Raw genomic sequence first — 26,468 nt, 5'->3', positions numbered from 1 at the left:
CGGGGTCAAAAGACCTTTCCGAGAGGCGTCTCCACTCTCGGTCGAAGCGGATTGTCCAGTCAGAGCGGGCCATCAGGCGGCGGTGCTCTTCGTTCATGGTGATCTCCAAAAGACTGTATGGAGATACAGTATCTTCCTCGGCTTTTCGGCCGTCAACAGATCCCAGCGTGCAGAATGTTTCCATGGACCACCTCCGCCAAATCGCCTTGACCGTCGACGAGCAGGAGCCTGGCCACTTCTACTGGGTGCTGATCGAGTCGAAGGATGACGCACGCCAGTACGACGAGTTCAAGGGCAGCCCGGAGGCGTTCGGCACCTACATGGAGGCGCTGGAGGCCGGCTTTGCCGAGCTGCGGCGGATGGTCAATTGGCGTGACGGCTTGAGAGGATGACCGCATGTGCACCCGCTACATCAGCCCCGACGACTACGAGATCGAGCGAGCCTGGCATATCGGTGCTCGCACGCCCGAGCGCTGGGTCAAGGAGATGCATCCGCTGTACAAGGGGCCATTCCTCCGACGTGCGGATGTTGCCGACTACGCGCGCGAACTCGTCGTCGGGCAGTGGGGAATGATCCCGCCATGGTCGACAAGCCACATCCCGGAATCGAAGCCGAAGAAGGGCGAGGAAAAGGGAAAGCGCCTGAGCACTGTCAACGCGCGCACCGAGGGCATGGAGAAGTCGCCGACGTACAAGGGCGCCTGGACCCGCGGCAAGCGCTGCATCATCCCGGCGGCCAGCTACGACGAACCGAACTGGGAGAGCGGCAAAAACGTCTGGTGGCGCTTCCGCCGCGCGGACGGTGCGCCGTGGGGCCTGGCCGGCCTGTGGGACACCTGGACCGACCTGAAGACTGGCGAGGTCTGGCACCACTACACGATGCTGACCATGAACGCCGACGGCCACCCGCTGATGAGCCGCATGCACAAGCCGGATCCGAAGCTGCCGGCCGATCAGCAGGACAAGCGAACGGTGATCCCGCTCGAGGTGCACGAATTCGACCGCTGGTTGACCTGCACGGTCGAAGAGGCGAGGGCGATGCTGAAGGTGCCGCCAGTCGATCTGTTCGACGCGGGACCTGTGGAGGCCTGACAAACGCGCAATCTCTCCAACGAGGTCACTGCGACTTTCCCCGCTTTTTGAGCATCGCGTTTGTCAGGAGGAAAGCGAGATATTCGGTGCCGGACAGCCACTTAGGCCGAAAAAGCCGCCCTCATGGGGTGCAAGGGGTCGAAGGTTCGAATCCTTTCACACCGACCAAAATCAGCAGACAGAACGACGGGTTACGCTCACAAGGTGTAACCCGTTTTTCTTTGGCCCAGAAAAATGGACGCGGCTCTTGCGGGCAGCCAAAAAAAAGCTCGCACAAAGGCGAGCTGAAGGACCCCGTTCTTGCGCATGGGGTCGGAGGGAGGAGCCCGCCGGAGGGAGGCGGGCAAGCCGATGATCGCGACCAATCTGGGAGACATTGAGGATGAGGGCGCACCGGATATCCCCCTGATGGCAATCTCGAAGTATTGCTAATGCAAAGGAACTAGTTCCTTGGGGCGCTGCGGGTTCGAGGCCTATCCTCAGCCCCAACATGAACGTCACACAGCAACAACTACAACTCCTCGTCAACCTGCCCGATGGCTGGTCGAGCCGCATCGATATCAAGCAGACCACCAGTGGCCGCTACGCGGGCGTTGCCGAGTTGAGCCTTCGTGGGCTCAGGCGGGGAGTGGTCGTATTCATGCAGCAGCCCACGCTGGAGGCTGCATTGCAGCGGGTGCGGCTCCGGGCCAGTCAGTTCGCGAGAGAGCGGCTCTCCTTGCCGGCTGCCAAGTCGTAGATGCTGCTCTTGCAGGTTGGGGTTTTCTATCCCGAGCATGAGGATTCCCAACCCACGAACACCCCGCCGCGCGGCACCATTGAGCTTCACTGAAGGAGAACAACGCCATGAAGGCATTCAGGAAGTTCGTCGGCGGCGCCATTTCTATCGCCGGGGCCGTGGTGCTTGTAGCGCAGCACCTGTAAGGGGCACCAAGGGCGATCAGCCGAAGGTGAACACGTAGGCCTGCGCGCCCGCGTCGAGAAATTCGATTTCGAACAAGCGGTCTTTTTCGTTCGCCGTCTGGCGCACCAGTTGGTACAGGCGCTGTCCATCGATGGTGCCGTTGCCTTGCGCATCGGTATCGGTGCCGTGGTCTGCCAGCGGTGGCTTGCCGTCGATCAGAACCTTGAAGCGCACAGGCTTGCCATCGGCCGACGGGCCGAGCACCAGATGCAGGTCGCGCGCATGGAAGCGATAGGCGATGCGCCCATTGGCCCGCACCAGCACCGCGCGTTCGCTTTCCACCGCCCATTCGCCGCTCAGTGCCCACTGGTTGGCGCGCAGTGATGAAGCCGCGGGATAGACCCGCGCACGATCCTTCGCGATGCCACCAGGCGAGGCGAAGCTCTGCGCGCGCTCGTAGCCCAGGTAGGTCTCGCCCGACAGGGCCGGCGACGCAGCCGCCGCAGCCTGCGTGCCCTGGCCTTCCGGCGAAACCGTGTCGGCCGGCACGACGGGCCGCCCGGCTTCCGCCAGCAACTGCTGGATGACCTGCTCCGACTTCGCATACTGCCCCTCGCCGAACTGGTGATGCCTGATGCGCCCCTGCGCATCGACGACATAGAACGCCGGCCAGTACTGGTTGCCGAAGGCGCGCCAGATCGCGTAGTTGCTGTCGACGGCCACCGGGAAGCCAATGCCCAGGTCCTTCGTTGCGCGGCGCACGTTGGCAGGCTGCTTCTCGAACGCGAACTCCGGCGCATGCACGCCGACCACCACCAGCCCCGCGTCCTTGTACTTCTCTGCCCATGCGCGAACGTAGGGCAGGGTGCGCAGGCAGTTGATGCACGAGTAGGTCCAGAAGTCGACCAGCACGACCTTGCCGCGCAGGCCCTCGGGCGTCAGCGGCGCGGAGTTGAGCCACTCGGTGGCGCCGGCCAGCGAAGGAAAGCCACCTTCGTCGGGCAGTGCCAATGCGGGCTTCTTCGGCTCCGGTTGCGTCGACGTCAGCATCAGGCCGCCCGGGTCAATGGAAGCCTTCGGTTGCGGCGATGGCATGGGCATGTCGATCTTCTCCACCAGTGCTTTCTCCAACGCCGAAGTTGTGCCGACAGAGAGGCGGCTGAGCAGCCCGGTGTCCAGCCCCAGCGCAATGGCGCCGACGCCCACAAGAACGGCCACTCCGGCCACGCGCCGCATCCATTCACCGGTGCGCAGCGACCCCTTCATCGCCGAGAACAGTCGACCGCCAAAGAGCAGTGCAGCCGCCAGCGAGGTGCACGCACCGGCCGCATAGGCCAGCAGCAACAACGAAGTGCCGATGCTCGCGCCGTTGAGTGCGGCGCCGGTCAGGATCAGCCCGAGGATCGGCCCCGCGCACGGCGCCCACAGCAGCCCCGTGCCAACCCCCAGCAACAGCGGCGAGAACACCGACGCCTTCTCCGAGGCAGGCCCCGACAACCGCAAGCCAAGCGCCACCAGCGGACGGCTCAGCCGGTCGGCCACCGATGGAAACAGCAGCGTCACGCCGAACACCGCCAGCAGCACAATCGCCGCATAGCGCCCGTATTCGTTGAGCGCCACGACCCAACCACCGCCCACAGCCGCCAGCGTGGCGATGGCCGAGAACGCCAGCGCCATGCCCAGCAGCATGGGCATGCCATGCGAGCGGAACGATCGATCGGCCCTCGCAAAGACGAACGGGAGCACGGGCAGGATGCACGGGCTCAGGATGGTGAGCACACCACCCAGGTAGGCAACGATGAGGAGGAGCATGGTCGGAGTCTGGTCAATGGAGGGATGAGGGCGCGGCTCAGTTCGGCGGCGCGGCGCGCGTGCTCATGGTCAGCCGGGCTTCGAGCCCGCCTTCGGGGCGGTTGCGCAGCACCAGCTCCGCGCCCATCGCCATTGCCAGTTGGTGGGCGATGGCCAGGCCCAGCCCGGTGCCGCCGGTGTTGCGGTTGCGTGAGCCTTCCACGCGGTAGAAGGGCTTGAGCACGTTCTCCAGCTGGTCGGGCGGAATGCCCGGTCCGTTGTCGACCACGGCCAGCACCAGCCGGTCGGCCTCGGCATGCACCTGCAGGCGCACGTCAGTGCCGAACTTCAGTGCGTTGTCGATCAGGTTCGTCAATATTCGCCGCAGCGCATTCGGCCGAGTCACGATGGGCTCGCCCGTGCGGCCCTCGAGCAGCACCTGCTCGCCCGAATCCTCGTAGTCGGCCACCATGCTCTCGAACAGCGCGTCGGCGTCGATGCGGCAAGGCGGCTCGGTGGCACCGTGCAGCGTGCGCGCGTAGGTCACGCCTTCGCGCACCAGGGCGTGCATCGCATCGAGGTCCTGGCGGAACTTGTCGCGGTCCTGGTCGCTGTCCATCAGGTCGGTGCGCAGTCGCATGCGGGTGATGGGCGTCTGCAGGTCGTGCGAGATGGCCGCAAGGATTTCCACGCGCTCGGCCATGTAGCCCGCAATGCGCTTCTGCATTGCATTGAATGCGCGCGCCGCGTGCTTCACCTCGGTCGGGCCTTCTTCGGGCAACTGCTGTCCCTTCAGGTCCGGCCCCAGTTCGTCGGCTGCGTCGGCCAGCTGCGCCAGCGGCCGCGTGACCAGCCGCACCGCATACCAGGCGCACACGGCCAGCACCAACAGCTGTATCCACAACAGCCACATCACCCAACTCGACACGGGCATGTCCACACGCCGCGCATGCACGACCACGGAAGACCCGTCCGACAGCCGCACCTGGATCTGCAAGCTTTGCGGTGGGCTGCCCACCTGGCCGACCTTGACGATCTCGAATGGGCGCATCGCATCGACGATGGCGGCGGCGAACTGTTGCGACATCGGCGTGTCGGGCGGCGTGCCCTGTGCGCTGCCGCCCAGCACGAAGCGGTAGTTGCGCCGCTCCAGCCGTGCGAGCCAGCTTTCGCGCTCGGCGGCTGGCAGCCGATCGAGGATGGCGACGGAGCTTGCGATGTCGCGCTCGATGCCGATCATCATCAGCTCGCGCATCGCGATGCCACGTTCGTAGCGGATCGCCGTGAAGGTCAGCAGCTGCGCAATGGCCAGCCCGATGACGATGATCAGCGTCACGCGCGAGAACAGCGAGCGGGGCAGCAGTCGGCGCAGGCCTGCGGGGTTGACCGGGGCGAGGGGCGCGGGGAGGCTTGCGGATGTAGGCATGGGCTGGTTTATAGACCCGGGCTCGCGCCGCAGATCACTTCTTTGTATTGCAGTGTGTTGGGCGGCAAACGGGACATACAACATTACCTGCCGGGGCTCAGATGCCGTCGCAGCTTCGGCTTTGTATGGCCGTGTATCCGGCGCGGCCCGTACACACGGCCATACAAGAAGACCCCTGGCATGACACATGCCGCATACATCCGGCGCATTCAATCGTTCCGTCGCCAACACAAACGAAGGAACACCCCATGTCCGAAGAACCCGTCAACCGTCAACGCCGTTTCCTGCTGGGAGGCGCCGCCGCCAGCCTCGCCGCCGTCGAACTGGCATTCATGAGCAGCACCGTCCACGCGGCAGATGCCGTGCCCGCTGCCAAGCCGCGCAAGCTGGAGCCCATCCGCCAGATCAAGGCCGGTGAGCTCGATGTCGGCTACTACGAGGCCGGCCCTGCCGACGGCATTCCGGTGCTCCTGATGCACGGCTACCCCTACGACATCCACAGCTATGCCGAAGTCGCGCCGCTGCTCGCGGCCCGGGGTTGCCGGGTGATCGTGCCGCACCTGCGCGGCCACGGCACCACGCGCTTTCTCGACAGCACCAACCCGCGTTCCGCGCAGCAGGCGGCAGTGGCGCTCGACCAGATCGCGCTGCTCGACGCCCTGAAGATCGACCGCGCCGTCATCGTCGGCTACGACTGGGGCGCGCGCACCGGCTGCATCATCGCGGCGCTCTGGCCCGAGCGCTGCATCGGGCTGCTCTCGGTCAACGGCTACATCATGACCAACCGCCCCGGCAACAAGCTGCCGCTGCCTGCGAAGGTCGAGCTGGGCTGGTGGTACCAGTACTACTTCGCCACCGAGCGCGGCCGCCTCGGGCTGGAAGCGAACCGGCGCGACATCGCGCGCATCCTGTGGACCACGAATTCGCCGAAGTGGGCATACGACGACGCCACCTTCGAGCGCACCGCCGCGTCGTTCGATAACCCTGACTATGTGCAGATCGTCATCCACAACTACCGCTGGCGCCTCGGTCTTGCGGACGGCTTCGCGCAGTACGAGGAATACGAGAAGCGCCTGGCCGCGTTTCCGACGATCAAGGTGCCAGCGATCACGATGGACGGCGACTCCGACGGTGTCGTGCCGGCCACGGACGGGAAGGCCTACGCCGCCAAGTTCACCGGGCCGCGCACGCACCTGGTCGTGAACGCGGGCCACAACGTGCCGCAGGAGACGCCGCAAGTCTTTGCCGATGCGGTGTGGAAGCTCGCGTCGGCAACGTAGTGTGGCCGGCCGGGGCGCCGGATACACAGGAATACAAACCCGCTTGTCCCGGCCCGCAGCCGGGCTACATTGCGGCTTCCGACGTATCGGCCACCTGCATGACGACCTCGAAGACCTCCGACCACATCCTCATCGTCGACGACGACCGGGAAATCCGCGAACTGCTCACCACGTACCTGGTCAAGAACGGCCTGCGCGTGGTCGCGGTGCCCACGGGGCGGCACATGCGCGCGGCGCTGGAGGAATCGGGGCCGTTCGATCTCATCATCCTCGACCTGATGCTGCCGGGCGAAGACGGGCTCACGCTGTGCCGTGACCTTCGCACGGGCAAGTACAAGGCGACGCCGATCCTCATGCTCACTGCGCGCAGCGAGGAGGCAGACCGCATCCTCGGTCTGGAAATGGGCGCCGACGACTATCTGGCCAAGCCGTTCTCCGCCCGCGAACTGCTGGCGCGCATGCGCTCGGTGCTGCGCCGCACGCGCATGCTGCCGCCGAACATGCGCTCGACCGAGTCGGCCTCGAAGCTGGGGTTCGGCGAGTGGCAGGTAGACACCACTGCGCGCCACCTGATCGACGACAGCGGGGTGATGGTGGCTCTCAGCGGTGCGGAGTACCGGCTGCTGCGCGTATTTCTCGACCACCCGCAGAAGGTGCTGAGCCGCGACCAACTGCTGAGTCTCACGCAGGGGCGCGAGGCCGAGCTTTTCGAGCGCTCGATCGACCTGCTCGTGAGCCGGCTGCGTCAGCGTCTACGAGACGATGCGCGCGAGCCGCGCTTCATCAAGACGGTACGCAGCGAGGGCTACGTTTTTTCCTCGACTGTCGAGGCGTTGGACTGAATCGTGCTGTGATGCACTGGCAGCTCACCGGGTTGCGTATCTCGTGCGTGATGCCGCCGGCTAGGAAGAGGAGGGCGAACCAGAGCTTCTTCATTCCTCAAGACCCTGCCGGCGCAGGCTCAGCCAGCAGCGCCTGGATCTTCTTTTCCGTAGTGCCATAGCTGCCTTCGCCAAAGTGCGAATAGACGATCTTTCCCTGCTTGTCGATCAGGTACACCGCAGGCCAATATTGGTTCCTGAAGGCCTTCCAGGTGCCGTAGCTGTTGTCCTGCGCCACCGCGTGCCTGATCTGCAGCCGCTGGATCGCGTCCTTCACGTTCTTCGTCGATTTCTCGTACGCGAACTCCGGCGTGTGCACGCCGACGACGACCAGGCCCTTGTCCTTGTACTTCTCGTTCCAGTCCTTCACGTAAGGCAGGTGGTTGAGGCAGTTGATGCAGGTGTAGGTCCAGAAGTCGACCAGCACGACCTTGCCGCGCAGCTCACCGAGCTTCAGCGGTTGCGAGTTGAGCCAGGCGTCGATGTTCTGGAATTCCGGCGCGGGCACCGCCTCGGCAGCCGGAACGTCGCCGCCGAGCGGCGATGGGGCGGCAAAGGTCAGCGTGAGGGCCGCCGCCGAGGCCGCGATGGCAACGGCGAAGAAGAGGGTGGAAGAGCGAAAGCGCATGGTGGTTCCTTCGGAAGAGTGACGGGCGTTCGTCTGTGAACGGAGCCGATTCTTCGTTGGGCCACCCTGCCGTGGCGCGAAACGCGTATGCCTCTGTATCCGCGGGGGGAAACCCACACACTACGTTTCACGCACACCCAGTCGAGTGCAGGATCAATCGACCCTGATTTTGCGTGCCTTCACCAGCGCGCTCACTCTTCCCGTCTCGTCCTGCACGAACTTCGCGAAGGCCTCGGGCGTGGTGCCGGCCGGCTCCAGGCCGAGCTGCAGCAGCTTCTGCCGCACCGTCGGGTCGTTGACCGCAGCCTGTACTGCCTTGCCGAGTTTCTGCACGATGTCGGCCGGCGTTCCCTTGGGCAGGAATACGCCGTTCCACTCGACCACGTTGTAGCCCGGCAGGCCCGACCCCGCGAGCGTCGGCGTGTCGGGCAGCCCCGGCACGCGCTTGATGGAGCTCACGCCCAGCGCGCGCAGCTTGCCGCCCTTGACGTAGCCCAGCGTCGACGCCACGTTGCCGAAATAGGCCGACACCTGCTCGCCCATCACGTCGGTGAGTGCGGGCGCGCCGCCCTTGTAGGGCACGTGCATCAGGTTGATCTTCGCCTGCTCGTTCAGCGCCTCGCCCGCCAGGTGCGAGCCGGTGCCGCCGCCCGCCGACGCAAAGCTCAGCTTGCCCGGGTTCTTGCGCGCGAAGTCGATGAACTCCGCGACGGTCTTGTACGGCGCGCTCGTCGGCACGACGAGGATCTGCGGCGCGGTGGCGACCAGCGACACGGGAATGAAGTCTTTCGCCGCGTCGAAGGGTAGCTTGCGCAGCGACGGATTCACCGAGAACGCCGATGCGTCGTAGAGCACGGTGTAGCCGTCGCCGGCCGCCTTGGCCACGTTGTCGGCGCCAATCACGCCACCCGCGCCCGGCTTGTTGTCGATGACGATCTGCTGGCCCAGCGCAGCGCTCATCTGCTGCGCGACGATGCGCGCGGTGTTGTCGGCGCCGCCGCCCGCGGCGTACGGCACCACCATGCGGATCGGCTTGTCGGGCCAGGCGGCCCAGCCCAGCAGGGGAGCGGCGCAGGCGGCCAGCGCTACGACGGATTTCAGAAGGCGCTTCTGTGGTTGCTTCATGCCAATGTCTCGGAGTTTGTTTGTGGTTCAGGAAAAGTCGTAGAGCCGCGCCGGGTTGTCGACCAGCACGCGGCGGCGCGCGGCCTCGTCGGGAACCCACTGGCCCAGCAGGTTGAACAGCTGAGCGTCGTCAGGCTTGGCGGTGCGCTCGGTCGGGTGGGGCCAGTCGCTGCCCCACACCACGCGGTCGGGTGCCTGCTGCGCCCAGGCTTGTGCGATGCCGGTCGTGTCGGCGTAGCCGCCTGCCGCGCCCACCTGCGAATCGAGGTAGGCGCCTGACAGCTTGATCCAGGTGCGGCCGTTGTCGAGCAGCCGGCGCACGACGTCGTATGCGGGATGCGCCAGCGCATCGGGCAGTGGCAGGCGGGCAAGGTGATCGAAGACGATCGTGCAGGGTAGGCGCGCGAGCAGCGCCGCATGCTCGACGATCTGGTCGGCGCTCCAGTGCAACTGCACATGCCAGCCGAGCGCATGCACGCGCTGCGCCAGCGGCTCGACCATGGCGAAGTCCGTTGCCGCATTCGCCGGTGTGTACAGCGTGAACCGGATGCCGCGGATGCCGCCCGCGTGCAGGCGTTCGAGTTCGGCATCGCTCACCTCGGGCCGTACCACCGCCACGCCGCGCGTGTGCTCGGCGCCAAGCGCTTGAATGGCGGCCAGCGTCACGCTGTTGTCCGTGCCGTGGGCGCGCGGCTGAACGACCACCGTGCGCTGCGTGCCGATGCGTTGCTGCAGCAGGCGGTAGTCGGCGGCGGTGGCGTGATCGAGCATGGCATCGGGCGGCCCGTGCAGCGCGAAGCGTCGGTCGTACACATGCATGTGCGCGTCGCATGCGCCTTCGGGTGCCGCGCTTGCGGGCTTGCGAGTGCCGCTGCTGTGGGGCACCACGTTATCGGTGGGCATGTCCTATTCGTCCAAGCGCTGCGCGGCCAGCACGCCTGCTGTGTGTTGCCCCAGCGTCGGCGCGGCAAAGGGCTCGGGCCCCGGCGTACGGCCGAATCGCACCGGCCGGGTGAAGCCGCGGTACGAGCCGAGCGTGGGGTGCGCGAAGTTCGCCACCATGTCCTCGGCCAGCACCTGTTCGTTGTCGAACATGTCTTCCACGGTGCGTGCTGCCGCGCAGGGCACTTCCTCGCCGAACAGTTCTTCCCATTCGAGCGCGGTGCGCGCGGCCAGCGCGGCGCGCAGCTTCGGAACGATCTCGGCGGCATGCTGCGCGCGCTTGCGCACCGAGTCGTAGCGCTCGTCGCTCGCCAGCTCCGGCAGGTCGACCTTGGCGCACAGCGCCTGCCAGAAGTGCGGCGTGTTGGCCGAGATGTAGATGTGCCCCTCGCGCGTGGGGTGAAGACCGGTGATGCCGCCCGAGCGCATGTCGCGCCCCACGTCTTTCGGCTCGCCCTCGGCCCACACCATGCGGGCCGACTGCATCGTGAGCGCGGAGCGCAGCAGCGAAACGCCGACGAACTGGCCTTCGCCGCTTTTCTCCCGCTCGTACAGCGCGGAGGCCACGCCGGCAGCCACCAGCGCGGCCGCGTAGTAGTCGACCACCGAGCCGTAGATGATCTCGGGCGGCTCGCCGCGCTTGCCCTGCAGCGCGCACATGCCGGTCATGGTCTGCAGCACCTGGTCGTAGCCCGCCTTCTCGCGCAGTGGCCCGGTCTCGCCATAGCCGGTGACGGCGCAGTAGATCAGGCGTGGGTTCACCGTCTTCAGTTGGTCGTACGCAATGCCCAGCCGCGGCGGCACGCTGGGGCGGAAGTTGTGCACCAGCACGTCGGCCGTGCGCACCAGCGCCATCAGCGCGGCGAGGTCCTGCGGGCTCTTGAGGTCGAGCACCACGCCCAGCTTGCTGCGGTTGACGCCGATGAACGCGCGGCTTTCGGCTTCCAGCGTCGATGGGTACTTGCGCAGGTTGTCGCCGGTGGGTGGTTCGATCTTGATGACTTCCGCACCCTGGTCGGCCAGCAGCGAGCAACCGTACGGGCCCGCGATGTAAGCGCTCAGGTCGAGCACACGAAGGCCGCTCAACGGCCCGACGGGGCCCTGGCGCGCGGGCAGGTGCTTGTCGTCGCCAGCGTTGTCGGGGGCGGTAGTGCTCATGGGTTCTTCTTTCCTCAGTCGGCTGTGATGTTCTGTTGCTTGGCCAGCTTCTTCCAGCGCTCCACGTCGTCGGCGATGACGGTGCCGAACTGCGCAGGCGTCAGCGGCGTGGCGATGGCGCCTTCGCGCAGGAAGTTGGCCGTGATCTCGGGCCTGGCCAGGATCTGGTTGACGGCGCCATTGAGCTTGGCGACCACATCAGGCGGCGTACCCGCCGGTGCCAGCAGGCCCCACCAGAGTTCGAATTCGTAGCCGGGCACCGCAGTGGCCATTGGCGTGAGATCGGGGGCGATGGGGCTTGTCTTCAGGCTCGTGATGCCCACGGCGCGCAGCTTACCGGCACGCACCATCGGCAGCAGCGACGGGCCGCTTGAAATCAGCAGCTGCGTCTGGTTGCCGATCAGGTCGGTCACGGCCGGGCCCATGCCCTTGTAGGGAATGTGCGCGATCTGCAGGTCGCCCACCTTGGCCTTGAGCAGCTCGGTGCCGAACTGGTTCACGCTGCCCGAGCCCGACGAGGCGTAGTTGTACTGGCCCGGCTTGGCCTTGATGGCGGCGATCAGCTCGGCCGGCGTCTTCGCGGGAAATTCGTTGTTGACCGCGACGATGAACGGGCCCTTGGCGAACATGGCCACGGGTGCGAGGCCTTTCACCGGATCGAAGGGCATCTTCGATTGCACGGCTGCGTTGGTCGTCATGCTGGACGACACCGCCACCAGCGTGTAGCCGTCGGGCGCGGCGCGCGCCACCTGCGCCGTGCCGGTGTTGCCGCTCGCGCCGGGGCGGTTGTCGATGATCACGGGCTGCTTGAGCTGGTCGCCCAGCTCCTTGGCTACCTGGCGCGCGAAGGTGTCGTTGGAGCCGCCAGCGGGGTAGGGCACGACGATCGTGATGGTCTTGCTGGGATAGGCGCCCTGGGCGAATGCCGCGCCGGCAAGCGCCGCCGCTGCAACAAAGGCGAGCACGCGCGGGCGAAGGATGGAAGGGAATTGCATTTTCTTGTCTCCGGTTTTTATTAATAGGAAGCTCGGCTCATCCAGGCAGCAGCCCAAGGCTCAATTGGGAAGCAGCCCGAGGCTGCGTGCACTCTCGACGATGGCGCGCGCGCGAATCACGAAAGGGATGTCGATCATTTTTCCGTCCACCACGTAGGCACCGACGCCGTTGGCATCGGCTTCGCGCGCCGCCTCGACCACCTTGCAGGCGTGCGCAATCTCTTCGTCGGTGGGACGGAACACCTCGTTGGCAATGGCGATCTGGCTCGGGTGGATGCAGGTCTTGCCCAGAAAGCCGAGGTCGCGCGCCAGCATGGCTTCGGCGCGGTAGCCCTCGGCATCGCGGATGTTCGCGAATGCGCCGTCGTAGGCATACACGCCCGCTTCGCCGGCTGCGATGCGCACCGCGAACATGGCCTGGCGAATCGCTGAAGGTTCGCGCCGGGCGATGCCCAGCGGCTCGAACAGGTCGCCCAGCCCCAACTGCAGACCCGACACGCGCGGATGCGCCAGTGCGAGTTCTGCTGCCGTACGCAATGCAGTGGGTGTCTCGATGTTCAGCAGCAGGCCAATGGGCGCCTGCACGCCGTTGGCGCGTTCGGCGCGCTCGATGACTTCTACCGCCGTGCGTACGTGCGCCGGGCTTTGCGGCTTCGGCAGGTTGATCAGGTGCACGCCGGCCTGCGTCACCGCCGCCACGTCGCGCTCGAAGTGCGGCGTGTCCATGGCGTTGACGCGAACGATCAGTGTCTTTTGCGAGGAGGCCGCATCGCCGCTGGCAAGCAGCAGCTGGCGCACGGTCTCGCGCGCCTCGTCCTTGCGCGGCTCGGACACCGCGTCTTCCAGGTCGAGGCAGATGGCGTCCGCCGCACTGGCCAGTGCCTTGGCGAACAGTTCAGGACGGGTGCCGGGAACGAAGAGTTTGCTTCTCATGCATGCAGTGTCCGCAGTTCATGAGAAGAGAAAAACAGCTGCTCCCTGCGATCAGATCGCAGAAAATCTATCTTCATGGAAACGGCCTACCTGCAAAGCTTTCTTCTGGTGGTGGAGTCGGGCTCGATGTCGGAGGCCGCGCGCCGGCTCGACCTGACGCCCGGCGCGGTGGCGCAGCAGATCCGCGCGCTGGAGCGGGAGCTCAACGCACCGCTGCTCGCGCGCGCCGGCCGCACGGTGCAGCCGACCGAGGCGGGGCACCGGCTGGTGCAGCGCGCCCGCACGCTGCTGCGCGAGGTGAGCGACATCAAGGCGCTGGTGGGCAGCGAGGCGGCCGGCGGCGAGCTGGTCATCGGCACCATCAACACGGCCATCCACAGCCTGCTGCCAGACATCCTCGCGCGCTTCGTGAAGACGCATCCGGGCGTCAAGGTGTACCTGCAGTCGGGCAACACTGCCACGCTCTACAAGGCCATGCAGCAGGGCGAGCTCGATGCGGCCGTGTGCCTGTATCCACCGTTCGCGCTTGCGAAGACCTTCGACTGGGCCCTGCTGCGCGAAGAACCCCTGGTGCTGCTCGCGCCGAGCCGCCTCGCGCGGCGCGATCCCCACGAGCTGCTGCGGACCTCTCCGCTCATCCGCTACGACCGCAACCTCGGTGGCGGCAAGCAGGCCGACCGCTACCTGCGTTCGGCGGGCATCGTGCCGCAGGAGCGCTTTGAACTCAGTTCATTGCTGGCAATCGCGATGATGGTCGACCGAGGCCTCGGCGTGTCGGTCGTGCCCGACATCGCTTCGCCGCTGCTCGACGGGCAGCGCATCGCCAAGATCCCGCTGCCACTGCCTTCGGAGACGCGGCGCTTCGGCGTGCTGTGGCTGCGGGCGTCGCCACGGTTGAGGCTGATTCACGGCTTTGTCGAGAGCGCGGGGCTTGTCATTGCCGGGAAGGGAAGCGGCTCTCGCAAGTCTGTGACCCGCTAGGCAGGCTCCATGCCGTGCCGGCGCTTGGCTTCTGCGCTGTCGCCGGAGGCCAGGTACGCGAGCAGCCCGCTTGCGGCGTCCGGCTGCGAAGCGAACGAGCCCGGCGCTGCGCTGAACACCGTGGTGATCTGGATCGCCGGCGGCAGCGGCCCCAGCAGTGCGATGCCTTCGACACCGATCAGCTCGCTCAGTTGCTGAAAGCCCAGCGCAGCTTCTCCGCGTGCGATCAACGAGCCCACCGGCACGCCGGGTGGCGCCTGTACCAGTCGGCCCTTGATGGTGTCGGCGATGCCCCAGCGCTCGAACAGCGCGGCCAGGGCAACGCCACTGGGCCCGGTCGAATACGCGACGCTGGCCGCATCCAGTACGGCGCGCCGCACCGCTTCTTCGGTGGAAATATCGACTCGCGCGGCGTTCGCGGCAACGGCCACGGCAACGCCGGAGCGCACCACGTCGGTCTTGCGCGATGCGTCCACCTTGCCGGCAGCCGCCAGCTTGTCGATGGCATCCGAGGCGAGAACCACCACGTCGAATGGCTCTCCTGCCGAGACGCGCTTTGCGGCATCTACGCCGCCTACTGCCTCGAACGAAACCGGCACGCCGCTCGTGCGCGTGTACGCCGCGGCCAGCTCCAGCAGCAGGCCCTTCGTGGCCATGGAGCAGATGCCCCGTATCGAATTCGACATGGTCATGCGCGGCCGATGAGGCGATCCGCGTAGGCCTGCCAGTCGCTTGCGGCATCCAGCCCTTCGAACAGACCATCGCGCGCCTGGGCGGCAACCCAGTCCTGCTTGGCCGCGATGGCGGCCGTCATCAGGGGCTCGAAGCCGGCCTCGCGCACGGTCTGCGCCGCTTCGCGCATCTCTTCCGCACGGCGCTTGCCGTGCTGCACGACGCGGCTGAAGAAGTAGGCGCCTTGCTTGTCCCAGTCGATCTGCGGAAAGGTTTCCTTCAGCGTCGGCAGCACATGCGCTTCGACGCCGTAGCGCCTGGCGGTGGTGTAGCTCTCGATGACCAGCGCTTCCAGCCCCTTGATCATGATGCTGCGGCTCATCTTGATCGCCGAGGCCACGCCGAGCTGGTCGCTCACGACGCGGACGTCCATGCCCCAGCCGCTCAGCGTTTCGGCAAGCGCTGCGGCCTGCGGGCCGCCCAGCAGCATCGGCACGCGGATGCCGTAGGGCGGCACCGAGGTCATGACGCCGGCCTCGACGTAGGCGACGCCCACGGGCTCCAGCGCCGCCGCGGCGCGCTGCTTGGTGCCGGGCGATGCCGAATTGAGATCGAGAAAACGGCTGCCGTCGCGCGCGTGGCGCGCAGCTTCTTCGGCCACCGCCAGCGTGTTCGAGGCGGTGACGGCGGAGATGAGCAGGTCGGCGCGGCTGCAAAGCTCCTGCATGCCGCTCGCCACGCGCATCCCGTCGCTTTCTGCCGCGGCACGCGCTGCCGCGCCCGTCGCGGGATCGGCGAAGCGCTTGTCCCAGACCCAGACGGCTTCCACGCCGCCTTGCCCGAGCAACCCGCGTCCGAAGATGCCGCCTACTTCGCCGTAGCCGATGAGACCCAATGTCGTTCCCATGATCGTATGTGTCCTTGTCAGAAGATGGCCTTCTCGCCGGGCTTCAAAGCCAGCACGCGCGTGCTTGTGCTGCCTAGCGCGCGGATGTATTCGTCGGGCGTGCCCTTGCCGAGCGGGTTGGCGCCATAGTGCATCGGAATAACGGCGCGCGGCTTGAGCCATTTGCGCGTGGCGTAGGCGGCGTCCACCGGGTCCATCGTGAAGTGGCCGCCGATCGGCATCAGCACGAGGTCGGGCTTGTAGTAGTCGGCGATGAACTTCATGTCGGCGAACAGGCCCGTGTCGCCCATGTGGTAGATGCGGAAGCCGTTCTCCAGCTCGATGATGTAGCCCACGGGCTCGCCGCCGGGGTGCACTTCGTCCTTGCCGGTGGCCGGGTTCTTCCACACGATGACCGAGGAGTGCTCCGCGTGCACGGCAGTCACCTTGATGCCCGGCACCGGGTTGATCGTGCCGCTCTTGTTGAAGCGCGGCACAAGGTTGGGCGGCAGGATGCCGAGCACGCCCACCGTCTGGTTCATGTCGCCGGGCGCGTACATCGGCACCTGGTTGAGCAGCGCCAGCGCAGGCGCATCCGCGAAGTGGTCGAAGTGACCATGCGTGACCAGCAGCACGTCGACCTTGCCGAGGGCTTCGAGGTTCTTGTATGCCGCGGGCGTCAGCGGATTCAGCTTGAGCCACGGGTCGGTCACGATCACCTTGCCGCCCGGCGTGGTGATGCGGAATGCCGACTGGCCGAGCCAGAGCACTTCGGTCTTGCCACCACTCGTGGAGGGCGGCGATTGGGGCGATTGCGCGCAGGCGGCGAGCAGTGCCGCGACGACAAGGGCGAGCAGCAGACGGGCGAGCGATTTCATGGCCGGTGTGTTCCTGTCCAACTTCAGTCGACGGTGATGTGGGCGCTCTTGATCACGCGGTCCCATCGTTTCATTTCGCTCGCGATCAGCTGGCCGAAGGCCTGCGGCGTCGTGGGCGTGGGCTCGGCGCCCTCGGCTGCCAGCCGCGCGTGAACGTCCGCCGTGTTGAGCGACTGGTTGATCTGCCGGTTGAGCATGGCGACGATGTCCGCGGGAGTCCCGGCCGGAGCAACAACGCCGTACCACTGGTCGGCCTCGAAGTCCTTGGTGCCGGGCACGCCGCTTTCCGCCACCGTCGGCACGTCGGGCAGCAGCGCGATGCGCTTCGGGCTCGACACCGCCAGCGCACGCAGCTTGCCGGACTTGATGTGCGGCAGCAAAGCGGGCGCACCGGTGAAGAGCAGCTGCAGCTGGCCCGCGAGCAGATCGGTGACGGCCGGGGCAGTGCCCCTGTAAGGCACGTGCAGCAAAGAGGCGCCCGTCTGCAGCTTCAGATATTCGGTAGCGATGTGCGCCGCGCTGCCGTTGCCGCCGGAGCCAAAGGCCAGCTGGCCCGGCCGTGCCTTGGCCAGCGCGACCAGTTCGGCCAGCGTGCGCGCCGGAACGGAGGAATGCACCACCAGCACGTTCGGCACGCGCGCCACCCAGGCCACGGGCGCAAAGCTGCGCACGGGGTCGTAGTCGAGCTTGGGGTACAGCGACGGGTTGATCGCCAGCGTGCCGATGTGCCCCATCAGCAGCGTGTAGCCATCGGCCGGCGACTTGGCTACCTTGTCGGCACCGATGGAACCACCGGCGCCGGGGAGGTTGTCGACCACCACGGGCTGGTGCCACGCGCGGCCCAGCTCGATGCCGATGGCCCGCCCGAGCACGTCGGTGGAGCCGCCGGGCGGGAAGGGAATGACCATGCGGATCGGCTTGGACGGATAGGCCTGCTGCGCCATGGCGGCGCGGCTTGCCGGCAGCAGGGCGGCGGCTGCTGCCGCGAGGCAGGCGTGGCGACGGGTGATGCCTGTTGTGGTCATGGCGATCAATCAGGCTTGATGTTGGCTTCGCGGATCAGCTTGCCGTAGCGCGCCACGTCGGCCTTGAGCAGCTTGTCGAACTGCTCGGTCGGCCCCGGCAGCGGAACGCCGCCGGCCGCGGCGAGCTGGGAGCGCACCTCGGGCGAGTCGATGGCTTTCTGCACGGCGTCGTGCAGCTTTTCGACGATGGGCTTCGGCAGCCCGGCCGGCCCGACGAAGCCGTACCACACACTGGCCTCGAACCCCGGGTAGCCTGACTCTGCAACGGTCGGCACGCCCGGCAGCACGGCGGAGCGTTCGGCGCTCATCACCGCCAGCACGCGCAGCTTGCCGGACTTGGCCAGCGGCAGTGCTTCGAGCGCATTGACCGCAACCACGTCCACATGGCCGCCGAGCACATCGGTGAGCGCCTGCGCGCCGCCCTTGTACGGCACATGCCGCAGTTGCAGGCCGGCGGTGTGCTGGAACAGTTCCATGGCCAGGTGCGGTGTCGATCCGTTGCCTGGCGTGGCGACGGTCACGCTGCCCGGCTTGGCCTTGGCCGCAGCGACCAGTTGGGGCAGCGTCTTGATGGCCGATTCTTCGCGCACAGTGAACACCACGGGCACCCGGCCGACCGACGCTACTGGCGTCAGCTCGCGCTCCAGGTCGTAGGGCGCGGGCTGGAACAGCGACGGATTCACGGCCAGCGCGTTGGCGGCCAGCAGCAGGGTGTAGCCGTCGGGCGCGCTCGTGATGACGGATTTCACCGCGATGTTGGTGCCCGCGCCAGGCTTGTTCTCGACGATGACCGGCTGGCCCAGGATGGCCGACATCCGCAGGCCGACCGAGCGCGCAATGGCATCGACCGCGCCGCCGGCGCTGTAGCCCACGAGGATCTTCACGGGCTTCGACGGAAAGGCGTCGGCCGCGCTGGCAATGCCGAACTGGCCGAATGCGGCCAGTGCGGCCACGCCGAGGGCGAGGCGTCGGAAAAGGGGCTTCATTTGTGTTGTCTCCAGAATCAAAAAATCAGGCGCGGCTCAGCGGCGGTCCCACGCCTGCGGCGCGGCGTCCTTGCCGGCCACCGAATAAAGGGCGCCGGGCGCATTGCGGGTCTGCTGGAACTCTTCCAGCGATTGGCCGCGCATCGCGGCATAGATGTGCAGGTTCGACACGCCCACCACCGCGCCAAGCTTCTCCAGCATGAAGAAGATCACGCCGTACTGGATCAGGCCGCGCCAGTCGCGGCCGCGCACCATGTCGCGCTCCTTGTCCGTCAGCGCGGCATCGTCGAACGCGGCCTCCTCGTCGGCAAGAAAGGACGCGCGGTGCGCCGGGCGCGTCATGCCGTGCAGGAACTTGTTGAGGCGGTAGGCGCGCACGCTGGTCTCGAGCGTGAACGGATAGGTGCCCTGCAGCGCTTCCACGCCCGCCAGTTCCTTGTCGATGTGGCGGCGGTGCCGCTCGACTTCACCGGCGACGGGTGGGCTCGCCAGGTTCTCGTAGATGGCGGTGGCAATGCCCGTCATCGAGGGCAGGTAGTAGCTCTGGTGCGTCTTGCGCACGTTGGACGATAGTGCGCCGCGCATCACCAGCCACATGATGACTTCGGCGCCTTCCATGCCGCCGAGCGTTGCCAGTTCGGCCTGCGTCATCTCGGTGAGCCGCACCGGGTCGTTCTCGATCAGGTCGAGAAACTGGGCGTCCCAGGCGGTGTTGTTGAAGCCCGCGCGCTCGCCATGCACCTGGTGCGAGAGCCCGCCGGTGGCAACGATTGCCACCTTGATGTCGTCCGGATAGCTCTCGATCGCGCGCCGCAGCGCCTGGCCGAGCTTGTAGCAGCGCCGTGCCGACGGCACCGGCGACTGCAGCACACCGACCTGCAGCGGCACCACCGGTATCGGCCATGCGGGCTCGTGCGGGCACAGCAGCGACATCGGCGAGAACACGCCGTGGTCCAGCGCCCGGTCCTGGAAGAAGGACATGTCGAACTCGTCGGCCACCAGCGAGCGGCCGATGTGCCGCGCCAGTGCCGGATGGCCCGCCAGAGCCGGCAGGTCGCGCGCGCCGCCGCCTTCGTCAGCCACTTCGTGTCGCTCGCCCACGCCCAGGGAGAACGCCGAGTAGTGGTCGAAGAAGAACGAGCTGACGTGGTCGTTGTAGATGAAGAAGAGCACGTCGGGCTTCTTGTCGGCCAGCCACTGCTGCACCGGTGCAAAGGCCTCGAAGATGGGCGCCCAGACCGGGTCCTGCTGCTTGTTCTTGTCGAAGGCGAAGCCGATGGTGGGCGTGTGCGAGCAGGCGACGGCGCCGATGATGCGAGCCACAGTGCGGTCCCTTGCTCAGTCGATGTAGCGCAGGCCGGCCTTGGCAAGCGGCTCGCGCATGGCGTACATGTCCAGCCCCAGCTCGCCGGCCGCGAAGCGCGCGCGCTTGCCGGCCTCGTTGGCTTCGCGGGCTTCGGCGGCATCGGCTACGCGGGCGGCCAGCTGCGCCGGCACAACGACCACGCCGTCGACATCGGCCACCACCACGTCACCCGGCTGCACCAGCGCGCTGGCGCACACCACCGGCACGTTGACCGAACCCAGCGTGGACTTGATCGTGCCTTTCGAGTGGATGGCACGGCTGAACACGGGGAAGTCCATGGCGATGAGGTCGCGCACGTCGCGCACGCCGCCGTCGATCACCAGGCCCTTGCAGCCGCGCGCCTTGAACGAGGTTGCGAGCAGGTCGCCGAAGAAGCCGTCGGTGCTGTCGGCGGTGCAGGCGGCCACGACCACGTCGCCGGGCTGTATCTGCTCGGCCGCCACGTGCAGCATCCAGTTGTCGCCGGGCTGCAGCAGCACCGTGATGGCGGTGCCGCAAATGCGCGCTTCAGGATGGATGGGGCGGATGCGCGGCGCCATCAGGCCCAGGCGGCCGAGTGCTTCGTGCACCGTGGATACACCGAAGCGCGACAGCTTCTCGACGGCGGCCGCATCGGCGCGCACCACGTTGCGGTGCACGACGCCGAGTTCCTGGAGGAGGGGAGTGGTCGACATGTTCAAAGTCCTTTTTGCTTGAGTGCGCGGTCCAGCCGCGGGTACACGCGGCGCGCGTTGCCTTCGTAGATCTGGTGGCGCGCCTTGTCGTCGAGCATGGGCGTGGCGTCGATGTAGCGGCGCGTGTCGTCGTAGAAGAAGCCGGTCTCGGGGTCGATGCCGCGCACCGCGCCGATCATTTCGCTGGCGAAGAGCACGTTGTCGACCGGGATCACGCGCGTGAGCAGGTCGATGCCGGGCTGGTGGTACACGCAGGTGTCGAAGAAGATGTTGTTCAGCAGGTGGTCTTTGAGCAGCGGCTTCTTCATCTCCTGCGCCAGGCCGCGAAAGCGCCCCCAGTGGTAGGGCACCGCGCCGCCGCCGTGCGGAATGACGAAGCGCAGCGTCGGAAAGTCGCTGAACAGGTCCGAGGTGAGGCACTGCATGAAGGCCGTGGTGTCGGCGTTCAGGTAGTGCGCGCCCGTGGTGTGGAAGCAGGCGTTGCAGCTCGTGCTCACGTGCACCATCGCGGGAATGTCCAGCTCCACCATCTTTTCGTAGAGCGGGTACCAGTGCCGGTCGGACAGCGGCGGGCTGGTCCAGTGGCCGCCCGATGGATCGGGGTTGAGGTTGACGCCCACGAAGCCGTATTCGTTCACGCAGCGTTCCAGCTCGGGAATGCAGCTGGCCGGATCGACGCCCGGCGACTGCGGCAGCATGGCCGCGCCGATGAAGTGATCGGGAAAGAGCTGGCTCACGCGATGGCACAGCTCGTTGCAGATGGCCGCCCAGGTGGACGACACCTCGAAGTCGCCGATGTGATGCGCCATGAAGCTCGCGCGCGGGCTGAAGATGGTCAGGTCGCTGCCGCGCTCCTTCATCAGCCGCAGCTGGTTCCCCTCGATGGACTCGCGCAGTTCGTCGTCGCTGATCTTCAGCTCCGAGACTTTGGGCTTGGCCGACGGGTCCTTGATGCCGGCAATCTGCCGGTTGCGCCACGCCTCGAGGGCTTTGGGCGCGGTCGTGTAGTGGCCGTGACAGTCGATGATCATTCGCAACGCTCCGGAAGGTGTGCAGGGGGTGCTTCAAGCATGAAGAGAAGTCTGCGCGGCGGTTGCTTTGCGTGGGGTGAGTTAGCGTTGCGCTGCCATCATTCTTTTTTATCGATAAAGGGTTTACCCTTAAGCATGAAAATGCATGATCGAGAGTGACGCCTCCACCCGTGAACAAAAAAAACGAGCATCACAAAGTTATTGCGCACGCCGACAGCGTGGCGCTCGGCATCAACCTGCGCCACCTGCGCGCGTTCTCGGCCGTGGCGTCTGCCGGGAGCATTGCCGCGGCTGCCGAGGCGCTGTTCCGCGTGGCGTCGGCGGTGACGCGTTCGATCCTCGATCTGGAGGCCGCGCTCGGCAGGCCGCTGTTCGACCGGCGCTCGCGTGGCGTGGCGCTCAATGCATACGGAGAACTGGTGCTGGCGCGTGCCCTGCGCATCGAGCGCGAGTTCGAGGAGGCGCGCACGCAGCTGGCGGCGCGCGGCGGAATCGACAGCTCCGCCGACGTGCATTCGCTCTTCACTTCGATCCTGAATGGCCGACGCCTCGCCGTGATAGCGAGCCTTGCCGAGAAGCGCAACATGCCCGCCGTCGCGCGCGAGTTCGGCATCACGCAGCCGGCCATCAGTAGCGCATTGAAAGACCTGGAAAGCGGGCTCGGCGTCACGCTCTTCAACCGGAATGCGCGCGGGCTCACCGCGACGCCAGCGGGCGAGATCGTGGCCTTCTACTTCAAGCGCGTGCTGTCGGAGCTGCGGCACATCGGGCCAGACATCGCGGCCAGCGAAGGCACCTTGCAGGGCAGTGTGAACGTCGGTGCGCTGCCGCTCGGACGCACGCAGATCCTGCCGCTGGCGATTGCCTCATTGCTCGCGCGGCACCCGGGGCTGCACGTCACCACGGTCGAGAGTCCGTACGACGCGCTGGCCGCGTCGCTGCGCAGCGGCGACATCGACTTCATCCTCGGCGCGCTGCGCAGCGCCAGTGAAGCGAAAGACCTGCAGCAGGAGCCGTTGTTCGAAGACCGCATCTCGGTGATCGCCCGTGCCGGCCATCCGCTCGCACGCGCGAAGCGCATCGACTTCAGGATGCTGCGCGAGGCGAGCTGGACGCTCTCTCGGCACGGCTCGCCATCGCGCGAGCTGCTGGAGCGCTTCTTCTCGGATGCGCGGCAGGCGCCGCCGCTGCCCGCGGTCGAGACGGGCGACCTCGCCGTGCTGCGCGGCCTGCTGCTGGAAAGCGACATGCTGACCGCGATCTCGGCGCACCAGCTGCGCTACGAGATTCGCGACGGCAGCCTGGTGGTGCTGGACTTTCCGCTCGAGGAAACACGGCGCGAGATCGGCCTGACGCAGCGACTGGGCGCGTTTCCTTCACCGGGCGCGCGGGCCTTGATGAACGAGATCCGCAAGGTGGTGGCCGGGTCGCCGGATTTCCACGTGCCGAAGGGGCGGCAGTGATGCGGCCGGGCATCGCCTTCAGTGCGGCGCCGCAGGCGACTTCCGCCTGAAGTCGAAGCCACGGCATACGCCGGTGGCGATCACGCCGGTAACGCCGAGCATCGCCGCTGTGTGAACGCCGACCGCCGCGAGCGCCAGCATCAGCGAGCCCGATGCGGTGATCTCGCGTGCTGCCGGTGCGTCGCCCATGCACAGCGGGATCAGTGCCGGCACCAGCATCAGTCCGGCGCCGTGCGCGGTGGACATCATGAAAGACCAGAGCGCCAGCCCGGCATGCCCGGCCGTCTTGCCCGAGCTGCGGCCCCACACGTGGTACGCCACGACCGCGACAAGCAGCCCGCCCGCCAGCACCTGCAGCGCCACCCGATCCATCGACAGTCCCAGCGCCACAGCAGCGGCAACCAGTGCGACCGATGCGGCGTGCCCGACCGCGATCGGCACCAGGGCCCGCAGCGCCTGCGACCGGTCGCGTGAGCGCACGCCCCAGGCGGCTGCGAAGGCCCAGCCGGTGGCGGGGTTCAGCCCGTGAAGGGCGCCGATCCCCGCGACTGCCAGCCAGGGCCACAGGCTCGTCATGATGCTTCGCGCTTCAGCCGTGCGCCGAGCAGCACGAATCGCCCGCCGTCTTTGCCTGCGGCTCGTAGCGGTCGTGGTGGCGCACCCACTCCATCTTGTAGGGCACCTCGCGCTCGTCGCGGCCCTTGGGCGTGAGGTCCATCATGTAGTAGGCGCCCATCATCACTTCCACGCCGCGACCGAAGGTCGAGTAGGTGTGGAACACCTCGCCCGCGTCGTCCTTGTAGAACACGCTGACGCCGGGCGCCTCTTCCTGGGGAAAGGGCTGCAAGGCGTAGTTGTAATAGACCTTGCCGGTGGCCTGCTCCTCGGGTGTGAAGCTGACATGGAAGTCGTGGTTGAAGTCGCTGCCATTCGCCGACACCCACTTGAACTGCCAGCCCATGCGCTCGCGAAAGCGCGCGATCTCGGCCAGCGGTGCGCGCGAGACGGCCACCATCGTGATGTCTCGATGCGCCAGATGCACGTTCATGCCGTCGGTGTGGTCGGCCATGAAAGAGCAGCTCTGGCAGCCTTGCTCCCACCCCGGGCCGAGCATGAAGTGCTGCACCATCAGCTGGCGGCGTCCCTCGAACAGCTCGGCGAGCGTGCGCTTGCCCGCGGGCGTGTCGAAGACGTAGTTTTTCTCGACACGCTCCCACGGCAGCGCACGGCGCTCGCGGGCAATCTGGTCGTGCAGATGCATCAGCTCCTTCTCGCGCGCCAGCAGTGCCTTGCGCTCGGCGAGCCATTGGTCGCTGGACACGACGGGGTGGTTTGCTGCGTGATTGATTTCGGTCATGTCAATGCTCCGTTGAGTTGCGGGGACGGCGCACGGCGCGGACCTTGCCGCTCTTGCCGCCGCCGGCATAGAAAAGATCGGCGCCGTCGGACTCGAGTCCGCTGACGCCGATGCCGTGCGGCATTTCGAGCCGCTCGAGCACAGCGCCGCTTTGCGGGTCGATGCGGCGGATGTCGCTTTCTTCAGCCTCCCAGGTGCCGTGCCACAGCTCGCCGTCGACCCAGGTCACGCCGGTGACGAAGCGGTTCGACTCGATGGTGCGCACGACGGCGCCGGTCTCGGGGTTGATCTGGTGGATCTTGCGGTCGCGGTGCTGTCCCACCCACAGGCTGCCTTCGGCCCAGGTGAGGCCCGAGTCGTTGCCATGGCCGGGCGAGGGGATCGACGCCAGCACCTTGCCCGTGGCCGGGTCGATCTTGTCGATGCGCGACTCGGCGATCTGGTAGAGGTATTTGCCGTCGAAGGCGGTGCCGGCGTCGCAGGCGGTGTCCAGCGTGCGCGTGGTCTCGCCGCTGGCGGGGTCGAAGGCCACCAGCCTGGCGCCGGTGGCGGCCCAGACGCGCTGGCCGTCGTAGGTCACGCCCGCCACCTGGGTGGCGTCGGCAAAGGGGCCGTACTCGCGCACGATCTCGGCCGGCCGCACGGTGGGCTGGGGTCTGCTCTTGCTCGTCTTGTTGTTGCTGCTCATCGTTGGCTCCTTGTGAAACGCCTCGGATTGGCGCCTGGAGACAACTCTATTCAAACGGCAGCGCAGCGGGGAGTAACAAGATCGTCGTGAATCCCGCCAGCGGCGGCGACAGCCAGCGGCGCGAGCGCGTCTGGCCGATGGAGCGCACCCGGCCTTCGGCCTCCAGCTCGACCAGCGCGCGTTGCACCGTGCGTTGGCTGGCCCCGAGCGCCAGCGCCAGAGCCGAGGTCGACCATGCTGCGCCGTCGGAAAGCAGCGCCACCAGCGAGGCCTGGTCGCCGTCGATGGGCGGCGCCAGCAGGGCGACGGTGCGTTCGCCGTGCGGCTTGAGCACGAAGCCGCGCGGCGTGGCCTCGATGCTCGCCAGCGCAGTGACGAGCGCGCGCAGCCGGCCGATCTCGACACGCAGGCGCGCGCGATGCGTTTCGTCGGGGTGGCGGGTGCGGAATGCGCTTGCGATCAGTGCTTCGCGATCGACATCGCCGGGCCATGCCTCGGCCAGCGAGCGCGCGAGCGTGAACAGGATCGGACGGCGCGCCAGCGGCTGCCACGCGTCACCAGCGCCCAGGCCCCGGCGGCAGGCATCGACCACCAGTGCGTCGGAGGCCAGGAGCGCCGCGACTTCATCGAGGCGCAGCGCCTGCTCGCCGCCCGCGAAGATGCGCCGCGCAGCGGGGCGCTCGAAGGCAGCGCGCGCCTCCGCCACCTCGGCCAGCAGCGCCGGTACGCGCGCACGCACGGCCGCTTCGTGCGCACGGGCCAGCGCTGCCTGCGCCGGGCCGATGCGCAGCGAGCGCAGCGCCAGTTCGGCCGCGCTCAGCTCGGCCACCGCCGCCAGCGATGGCGGCAGGCCGCGCGCATCGAGGCGCTCGAGCGCGGCCGCGGCTTCGGTGAGACGCCCCAGCAGCAGGAGCCGGCGCGCGGCGATCAGCCGTGCCTGCAGCGCGTTGGCGTGATCGTCGTGCGCCTCCAGCGTGGCTGCCGCAGCCGTCAGCGTGCGCGGCGAGCCGCCGAGGTCGCGCATGGCCAGCGCCACCTCGGCCTCGGCCACGATGCAGCGGGCGCGCGACAGCACTTCATGCGCGCCGAAGTCGCGCGCGGCGCGCCGCAGGAGTTCGCGTGCGCGCGGGTGCTCGCCGAGCTGGGCCATGGCGATGCCGCGCAAGGCCAGCGCAGGCGGGTCATCGCGCAGGGCGACCCGCTTGAGGGCACCTAGCGCATCGCCAGCGGCCAGGGCGCGGGCGGAGGCGGCGATCAGGGAGTCCATGGCGACAGGTTACCTTGGTGTGCTGACGCCTTCTTTTCG

The 26,468-nt window shown here is 67.3% G+C and carries 27 protein-coding genes; 7 read left to right on the top strand and 20 right to left on the bottom strand.

Features of this window, described 5'->3' with window-relative positions:
• Positions 1–182 precede the first annotated feature (182 nt).
• From BLV60_RS08325 to BLV60_RS08315, 3 genes are all read left to right on the top strand, one after another.
• Positions 183–392, top strand: a complete 210-nt coding sequence (locus tag BLV60_RS08325; RefSeq protein WP_093052787.1) for a hypothetical protein — start codon at positions 183–185, stop codon at positions 390–392.
• A gap of 4 nt (positions 393–396) precedes the next feature.
• Positions 397–1,092, top strand: a complete 696-nt coding sequence (locus BLV60_RS08320; RefSeq protein ID WP_093052784.1) for an SOS response-associated peptidase — start codon at positions 397–399, stop codon at positions 1,090–1,092.
• A gap of 490 nt (positions 1,093–1,582) precedes the next feature.
• Positions 1,583–1,831: a hypothetical protein gene (locus tag BLV60_RS08315; protein WP_093052781.1), complete on the top strand. Its 249-nt coding sequence runs from the start codon at positions 1,583–1,585 to the stop codon at positions 1,829–1,831.
• A 201-nt stretch (positions 1,832–2,032) separates the two neighbouring features.
• Here the strand turns inward: BLV60_RS08315 and BLV60_RS08310 are convergent, their stop codons facing one another.
• Together BLV60_RS08310 and BLV60_RS08305 are read right to left on the bottom strand one after the other, a co-directional pair.
• Entirely contained in the window at positions 2,033–3,808 is a 1,776-nt protein-coding gene (locus BLV60_RS08310; protein WP_093052778.1) for a cytochrome c biogenesis protein DipZ, read from the bottom strand.
• 37 nt (positions 3,809–3,845) lie between these two features.
• The gene (locus BLV60_RS08305) at positions 3,846–5,213 is read right to left on the bottom strand and encodes an ATP-binding protein (protein WP_093052775.1); all 1,368 of its coding nucleotides are present in this window, start codon (positions 5,211–5,213) and stop codon (positions 3,846–3,848) included.
• 248 nt (positions 5,214–5,461) lie between these two features.
• On the opposite strand from BLV60_RS08305, the gene BLV60_RS08300 reads away from it, so the two are divergent.
• Both BLV60_RS08300 and BLV60_RS08295 read left to right on the top strand, forming a co-directional pair.
• Complete coding sequence (locus BLV60_RS08300; RefSeq protein ID WP_093052772.1) at positions 5,462–6,493, top strand: alpha/beta fold hydrolase; 1,032 nt, start codon at positions 5,462–5,464, stop codon at positions 6,491–6,493.
• Positions 6,494–6,591: 98 nt separating this feature from the next.
• Entirely contained in the window at positions 6,592–7,335 is a 744-nt protein-coding gene (locus BLV60_RS08295) for a response regulator (RefSeq protein WP_093052769.1), read from the top strand.
• A gap of 97 nt (positions 7,336–7,432) precedes the next feature.
• Here the strand turns inward: BLV60_RS08295 and BLV60_RS08290 are convergent, their stop codons facing one another.
• The 6 genes from BLV60_RS08290 to BLV60_RS08265 form a co-directional block, all read right to left on the bottom strand.
• Positions 7,433–8,002 (bottom strand): thioredoxin family protein, encoded by a 570-nt coding sequence (locus BLV60_RS08290; RefSeq protein WP_093052766.1) that lies wholly within the window; start codon positions 8,000–8,002, stop codon positions 7,433–7,435.
• 153 nt (positions 8,003–8,155) lie between these two features.
• Positions 8,156–9,127 (bottom strand): tripartite tricarboxylate transporter substrate binding protein, encoded by a 972-nt coding sequence (locus BLV60_RS08285; protein WP_093052763.1) that lies wholly within the window; start codon positions 9,125–9,127, stop codon positions 8,156–8,158.
• Between the two features lie 27 nt (positions 9,128–9,154).
• Entirely contained in the window at positions 9,155–10,030 is an 876-nt protein-coding gene (locus tag BLV60_RS08280) for an amidohydrolase family protein (RefSeq protein WP_093052760.1), read from the bottom strand.
• A 3-nt stretch (positions 10,031–10,033) separates the two neighbouring features.
• Positions 10,034–11,227, bottom strand: a complete 1,194-nt coding sequence (locus BLV60_RS08275) for a CoA transferase (protein WP_093052757.1) — start codon at positions 11,225–11,227, stop codon at positions 10,034–10,036.
• A 14-nt stretch (positions 11,228–11,241) separates the two neighbouring features.
• Positions 11,242–12,222, bottom strand: coding sequence for a tripartite tricarboxylate transporter substrate binding protein (locus tag BLV60_RS08270; protein WP_093052754.1), 981 nt, complete (start codon positions 12,220–12,222; stop codon positions 11,242–11,244).
• A gap of 60 nt (positions 12,223–12,282) precedes the next feature.
• A complete protein-coding gene (locus tag BLV60_RS08265) occupies positions 12,283–13,155 on the bottom strand; it encodes an HpcH/HpaI aldolase/citrate lyase family protein (protein WP_093052752.1) in 873 nt (290 codons plus the stop codon).
• A 75-nt stretch (positions 13,156–13,230) separates the two neighbouring features.
• On the opposite strand from BLV60_RS08265, the gene BLV60_RS08260 reads away from it, so the two are divergent.
• Positions 13,231–14,136: a LysR family transcriptional regulator gene (locus BLV60_RS08260; protein WP_093052749.1), complete on the top strand. Its 906-nt coding sequence runs from the start codon at positions 13,231–13,233 to the stop codon at positions 14,134–14,136.
• Here the strand turns inward: BLV60_RS08260 and BLV60_RS08255 are convergent.
• From BLV60_RS08255 to BLV60_RS08220, 8 genes are read right to left on the bottom strand one after another with little or no spacing between them, the layout of a single operon-like run.
• Positions 14,133–14,822, bottom strand: coding sequence for a substrate-binding domain-containing protein (locus BLV60_RS08255; protein ID WP_176928758.1), 690 nt, complete (start codon positions 14,820–14,822; stop codon positions 14,133–14,135). The genes BLV60_RS08260 and BLV60_RS08255 overlap by 4 nt on opposite strands.
• A 2-nt stretch (positions 14,823–14,824) precedes the next feature.
• Entirely contained in the window at positions 14,825–15,715 is an 891-nt protein-coding gene (locus BLV60_RS08250) for a DUF1932 domain-containing protein (protein ID WP_093052743.1), read from the bottom strand.
• Between the two features lie 17 nt (positions 15,716–15,732).
• Positions 15,733–16,572, bottom strand: a complete 840-nt coding sequence (locus BLV60_RS08245) for a metal-dependent hydrolase (protein WP_093053210.1) — start codon at positions 16,570–16,572, stop codon at positions 15,733–15,735.
• Between the two features lie 23 nt (positions 16,573–16,595).
• Positions 16,596–17,597: a Bug family tripartite tricarboxylate transporter substrate binding protein gene (locus tag BLV60_RS08240; RefSeq protein ID WP_093053207.1), complete on the bottom strand. Its 1,002-nt coding sequence runs from the start codon at positions 17,595–17,597 to the stop codon at positions 16,596–16,598.
• Positions 17,598–17,602: 5 nt separating this feature from the next.
• Positions 17,603–18,583 (bottom strand): Bug family tripartite tricarboxylate transporter substrate binding protein, encoded by a 981-nt coding sequence (locus BLV60_RS08235; RefSeq protein WP_256328898.1) that lies wholly within the window; start codon positions 18,581–18,583, stop codon positions 17,603–17,605.
• Positions 18,584–18,619: 36 nt separating this feature from the next.
• Positions 18,620–19,906 carry a gallate dioxygenase gene (locus tag BLV60_RS08230; protein WP_093052740.1) on the bottom strand — a complete coding sequence of 429 codons (1,287 nt, stop codon included), beginning with the start codon at positions 19,904–19,906 and terminating at the stop codon, positions 18,620–18,622.
• Between the two features lie 15 nt (positions 19,907–19,921).
• Positions 19,922–20,623, bottom strand: a complete 702-nt coding sequence (ligK, locus tag BLV60_RS08225) for a 4-carboxy-4-hydroxy-2-oxoadipate aldolase/oxaloacetate decarboxylase (protein ID WP_176928742.1) — start codon at positions 20,621–20,623, stop codon at positions 19,922–19,924.
• Positions 20,624–20,625: 2 nt separating this feature from the next.
• Entirely contained in the window at positions 20,626–21,654 is a 1,029-nt protein-coding gene (locus BLV60_RS08220) for an amidohydrolase family protein (RefSeq protein WP_093052735.1), read from the bottom strand.
• A 170-nt stretch (positions 21,655–21,824) separates the two neighbouring features.
• Here BLV60_RS08220 and BLV60_RS08215 point away from each other — a divergent pair, with 170 nt between their 5' ends.
• Positions 21,825–23,117, top strand: coding sequence for a LysR family transcriptional regulator (locus BLV60_RS08215; RefSeq protein WP_093052732.1), 1,293 nt, complete (start codon positions 21,825–21,827; stop codon positions 23,115–23,117).
• Between the two features lie 18 nt (positions 23,118–23,135).
• Here BLV60_RS08215 and BLV60_RS08210 read toward each other — a convergent pair whose 3' ends face one another.
• Genes BLV60_RS08210 through BLV60_RS08195 form a run of 4 tightly spaced genes read right to left on the bottom strand, consistent with a single transcriptional unit; the run spans position 23,136 to position 26,429 of the window.
• A complete protein-coding gene (locus BLV60_RS08210) occupies positions 23,136–23,693 on the bottom strand; it encodes a hypothetical protein (protein WP_093052729.1) in 558 nt (185 codons plus the stop codon).
• A gap of 13 nt (positions 23,694–23,706) precedes the next feature.
• Positions 23,707–24,474, bottom strand: coding sequence for a DUF899 domain-containing protein (locus tag BLV60_RS08205; RefSeq protein WP_093052726.1), 768 nt, complete (start codon positions 24,472–24,474; stop codon positions 23,707–23,709).
• 1 nt (position 24,475) lies between these two features.
• A complete protein-coding gene (locus BLV60_RS08200; protein WP_093052723.1) occupies positions 24,476–25,162 on the bottom strand; it encodes a Vgb family protein in 687 nt (228 codons plus the stop codon).
• A gap of 46 nt (positions 25,163–25,208) precedes the next feature.
• A complete protein-coding gene (locus tag BLV60_RS08195) occupies positions 25,209–26,429 on the bottom strand; it encodes a helix-turn-helix domain-containing protein (RefSeq protein WP_093052720.1) in 1,221 nt (406 codons plus the stop codon).
• Positions 26,430–26,468 lie beyond the last annotated feature (39 nt).

The organism is Variovorax sp. YR634, assembly GCF_900106655.1.
GTDB lineage: Bacteria > Pseudomonadota > Gammaproteobacteria > Burkholderiales > Burkholderiaceae_C > Variovorax.
Note: the sequence above shows the minus strand (reverse complement) of the source record. Positions and strands in the feature narration are given on the sequence as shown.